Source organism: Roseateles sp., from assembly GCF_046300915.1.
Classification (GTDB): Bacteria; Pseudomonadota; Gammaproteobacteria; order Burkholderiales; family Burkholderiaceae_C; genus Kinneretia.
Genome location: NZ_JBKCLH010000198.1, coordinates 1 through 4,557, shown reverse-complemented (window position 1 = coordinate 4,557; position 4,557 = coordinate 1). Strand labels below are relative to the sequence as shown.

Genomic DNA, 4,557 nt, shown 5'->3' with positions numbered 1-4,557 from the left:
TCGCCGGCCACCACCGCGAAACCGCGGCCCTGCTCGCCCGCGCGGGCCGCTTCCACCGCGGCGTTCAGCGCCAGGATATTGGTCTGGAAGGCGATGCCGTCGATCACGCCGATGATGTCGTTGATCTTCTTGGAGCTGGTGTTGATCTCGTCCATGGTGGCCACCACCTGACCCACCACCTGACCGCCCTTGGCCGCGGCCGTGGAGGCGCTGGAGGCCAGTTGATTGGCGGTTTGCGCCGCGTCCGCCGTCTGGCGCACGGTGCCCGTCAGCTGTTCCATGCTGGAGGCGGCCTGCTGGAGATTGGAGGCCGTCTGCTCGGTGCGTTGGCTCAGGTCCTGGGCGCCCAGGGCGATCTCGCTGGAGGCCGTCGTGATGGAGCCCGTGGTACTGCGCACGTCCAGCATGATGTGCTGGATCTTCTCGGCGAAGGTGTTGAAGGACTGCGCGATACGCCCGATTTCATCGCGGCCGCTGGCCGGCAGGCGCTGGGTGAGGTCGCCACCGCCAGCGCTGATTTCGTCCAGTGCGGCGCGAACATTGTCCAGGCCGCGCAGCATCGCGGTCACCAGGCCCGCCACCAGCACGCCGGCCACCGCGGCCACGATGACCAGGGCGATCAGCGATGTGTTGACCAGGCTGGACAGGGAGGCCAGGGCCTCGCCCTTGTCGGCCGCGGTGACGAGCACCCAGTCGGTGTCGGCAATCGCGGCTGCGCGCAGCAGCACGGTCTGCTCGCCCACCTTGGCCTCGACCCAGCTGGCCCCTGGTTTGACACTGGACTCCAGCGCCGCAGCATCAAACTGGGCACTCATCTCGGAGGTGGGCTTCATGGCCAGATTGGCGTCCGGGTGCGCAATGATCTTGCCCTGGCGAGATACCAGGAAGGCCCAGCCCGCGGGCGTGGGCTTGATGGACTTGACGGTCTCCACCACACCATCGAGATAGACATCCGAGGCGACGACGGCCAGAGTCTGTCCGCCTTCTTTGACCGCCTGGGCAAAGGTCACCACCAAGCGCTTGGTGCCAGCGTCCACGTAGGGCTCGGTGAGCACGGGGCCGTTGGCCGCCGCCGCCTGCTTGTACCAGGGGCGTGCCGTCGGGTCGTAGTCCGGTGGCAGGTCGTTTTGTGGCGTCGAGAAGTGGACCTTCTTGTCGGCCAAGCCGATGTAAGCGTTGTCCATGCGCCCGGACTTGGCGGCTTGGACCAGCATGGGAATGGGGTCGGCCTGCTTGGCCACGGGCTGCAATGCCACCACGATATCGCGCTGCGTACGTACCCATTGCGCCACGGTGGCACCATGTGCCGAGGCCAGCGCATCCAGGCTGGCCTGCACCTGGGCCTGGGTGTGTTTGCGCACGATCAGATAGTCGGCAACGGTGACCACGCCGAGCGCAATCACCACGGCTCCGACACAGAAGGCGATCAGTCTGGTCTTGATCGATTCGAACATCACGGGCTCCTGGAACAAACAAACGTTCAGACAAAAAAGGGGCAGAGCCAGTCCGCGGCTCTCCCCCCCCTTGATATCCCTGGGTGCCGGTGCTTGCCGGCACGCCTGTTCTTATGTCGTCCGGGCCGCCGTCGGCTCAGGCTCTCGGCGGCGCTGATGCATGATCGCTGCGGCTAGAAAGTCTCCCAATCGCCGTCACTCTTGCCGGTATTGACAGGGGCTGCGGGCTTGCTGGCCGGGGCAGGGGGCTTGGGTGTCGGCCTGGCGGGCTTGCTGGTGGGGGCTGTCGGTGCAGCACGGCCGGCCGAGGCGCCGAGCTTGGGCGAGCTGGCTGGCTGGCGAGGGGCCGGTGCTGGCGCCGGGCTGCTTTGTGCGCCGGAGAGGCGGAACACGCTGACCGCCTGCACCAGACGCTGGGCCTGCTCGCGCAGGCTCTCGGCGGCGGCGGCCGATTCTTCCACCAGGGCCGCATTCTGCTGGGTCATCTGGTCCAGCTGTGTCACCGACTGGTTGACCTGTCCAATGCCCTCGCTTTGCTCACCAGCGGCAGCGCTGATCTCGCCAATGATGTCCGAGACGCGCTGCACGCTGGCCACGATCTCGTCCATGGAGGTGCCGGCCTCCTGGACTAGGCGGCTGCCGATCTCGACCTTGTCCACGCTGGCACCGATCAGGCTCTTGATTTCCTTGGCGGCCTCGGCCGAGCGCTGTGCGAGGGTGCGCACCTCGCCGGCCACCACCGCGAAACCGCGGCCCTGCTCGCCCGCGCGGGCCGCTTCCACCGCAGCGTTCAGCGCCAGGATATTGGTCTGAAAGGCAATGCCGTCGATCACGCCGATGATGTCGTTGATCTTCTTGGAGCTGGTGTTGATCTCGTCCATGGTGGCCACCACCTGACCCACCACCTCACCACCGCGTGCTGCCGCTGTGGAGGCGGAGCTCACGAGCTGATTGGCGGTGCGGGCCGAGTCGGCGGTCTGCCGCACGGTATTGGTCAGGCTGTCCATGGAGGAGGCCGTGTTCTGCAGATTGGAGGCCGTCTGCTCGGTGCGGTTGGACAGGTCCTGATTGCCGGTGGCGATCTCGGCGCTGGCTGTGCCTATGGAATCCACCGAATGACGCACGGTACCTATCATGTCGGCCAGGCGCTGCCGCATGCTCTCCGCGTCACGGGTCAGCATGCCGATCTCGTCCTTGCGATCGCTGTGCATGGGCGTGCTCAGGTCGCCCTGGGCAATGGCGCGCACGCCGCTGTTGAGTTGTCCGAGTGGCTTGGCGACCCAGTTGCGCAACAGCCAGGCCAATCCCAGGCCCAGCAGCACCGTCGCCCCACCCAGCATCAGCCAGAAGGGCACCATGGTGGCCCAGTGCGAGGCCATGGCCTCGCCGCGGGAAACCTGGGCGATCACCCAGTGACCGGTCTTGGGATTCTTGCGAACGATGGCGAAGTCATCTTTGCGCCCGCTGCCCAGCACATCGTGCACCTTGTCGATGTAGGTGCCGTCCCCGAGTTCGTCCAACTGCTTGAGCAGCTCGGGCGCGACCTCGCTGACCAGTTTGCCCTTGGCATTCGGGTGGACGGCGAAGCGGGCCTGCTGCATATCCTTGCCCACCGTGAGCAAATAGATGCCCCCGGTTTCGAAGAACTTGGACTCGGCGGCCATCTTGCCGATGGCGGCCTCAAAGGCGTCCAGATCAAAGCCGATGAACAGCAAGCCCACCTGCTTGCCGGCATCGTTGCTGATGGGCTCGTAGTAGGCCATGTAGGGGCGGCCAAAAAGCACGGCGCGACCGGTATAAGGCTTGCCACTCGACACGGTAGCGTAGGCGGGATGCTGCTTGCCCAGCATGGTGCCGACGGCGCGCTCGCCCTTCTCATTCTTGAGCGAGGTGGTGATGCGAAGAAAGTCGTCGCCCTTGGCGGCGAACACGGTGGCCACGCCACCGGTATTGGCTGCGAACTTGTCGACCTGGGTGTAGTTGTCGTTGAGCTTGGGCCCCCAGTCGCGCAATTCCCCGGTTTCCTCGTTGAGGGTGAAGGCCGGGCCAAACTCCTGACGGAAGCTGCCGAAGCTTCGCTGCACCAGGGTGCGCGAGGTGTCGTCCATGGCATTCATGGCGTCAAGCACAGCCTCTGCCTTGTCTCCGACCCAGGAGACCACACGCTCATGCGCCACGCGCGTCAGGAGCACGCTGACGGCACCGCTGATGCCCAGCAGCACAACAGCAAGACTGACGACGCCAATCAGGGAGACCCGGCGCGCAAGGGAATAGGTGTTAGCGGTTGTCATGATGAGGTTGCTCGATTCTTCTAGCCGACAACAGGCCAAAAAAAACCCGCCGGACCAGGGCGGGTTTCAGGCAAGGACTAGCCGATCACAGAATCCATCAGGCCCATGTCGGCGCTGCTCATCAGGCCCTCAATGTCCATCAGGATGAGCATGCGCTCGCCGACCGCACCAATACCGGTGATGAAGCTGGTGTCCACCGCGCTGGCATTGAGCTCAGGGGCAGGGCGGATGGCATCGCGGCTGAGTTCCAGCACATCCGATACCGAGTCCACCACGGCGCCCACGACGCGGTTGCGGACGTTGAGAACGATCACCACCGTGAAACCGTTGTACTCGGCGTTGGGGCATCCCAGCTTGAGTCGCAGGTCGACGATCGGGACGATCACGCCGCGCAGATTGACCACGCCCTTGATGAACTCGGGGGCATTGGCGATGCGGGTGGGCTGTTCGTAAGAGCGAATCTCCTGAACCTTCAGGATGTCGATGCCGTATTCCTCGCTGCCCAGGCGGAAGGTCAGATACTCGCCGCCGGCAGGCCCCTGGGCCTGCGCGGCAAGGGCGCCCGCTTCACGACGCACCAACTGGGTGGATTCGCTGATGGTTTCCATGGCTTACCTCGTTTTAGGGGATGGAACTATTGTGGTGCTGAGCGGCTGATCTGTGCTGGAGATGTTCAGCCCAGGTGTCAGAAAGTTTCCCAGTCGCCGTCGGCGGTGGGGGCCGGTGCGGGCTTGGCAGGGGCGGGTGCAGGTCGGGGCGCAGCGCTAGCGGGCCTGGGCGCCAAGGACTTGGCGGCCGCACCGGTGTTGGCG

3 protein-coding genes are annotated in these 4,557 nt (G+C 65.2%); all 3 read right to left on the bottom strand.

From position 1 onward, the window contains the following. On the bottom strand, positions 1-1,454 hold a 1,454-nt coding region (locus ACK5F2_RS15180; protein ID WP_409866024.1), incomplete at its 3' end, for a methyl-accepting chemotaxis protein. A 173-nt stretch (positions 1,455-1,627) separates the two neighbouring features. Further along, the gene (locus ACK5F2_RS15175) at positions 1,628-3,745 is read right to left on the bottom strand and encodes a methyl-accepting chemotaxis protein (protein WP_409866022.1); all 2,118 of its coding nucleotides are present in this window, start codon (positions 3,743-3,745) and stop codon (positions 1,628-1,630) included. A 77-nt stretch (positions 3,746-3,822) separates the two neighbouring features. Then, positions 3,823-4,353 (bottom strand): chemotaxis protein CheW, encoded by a 531-nt coding sequence (locus ACK5F2_RS15170; protein ID WP_409866020.1) that lies wholly within the window; start codon positions 4,351-4,353, stop codon positions 3,823-3,825. Positions 4,354-4,557: the final 204 nt, after the last annotated feature.

What these genes read in the sequence shown, in the direction of transcription:
- ACK5F2_RS15175 (WP_409866022.1), bottom strand. Translation starts at nt 3,745, where the DNA reads ATGACAACCGCTAACACCTATTCCCTTGCGCGCCGGGTCTCCCTGATT.
- ACK5F2_RS15170 (WP_409866020.1), bottom strand. Translation starts at nt 4,353, where the DNA reads ATGGAAACCATCAGCGAATCCACCCAGTTGGTGCGTCGTGAAGCGGGC.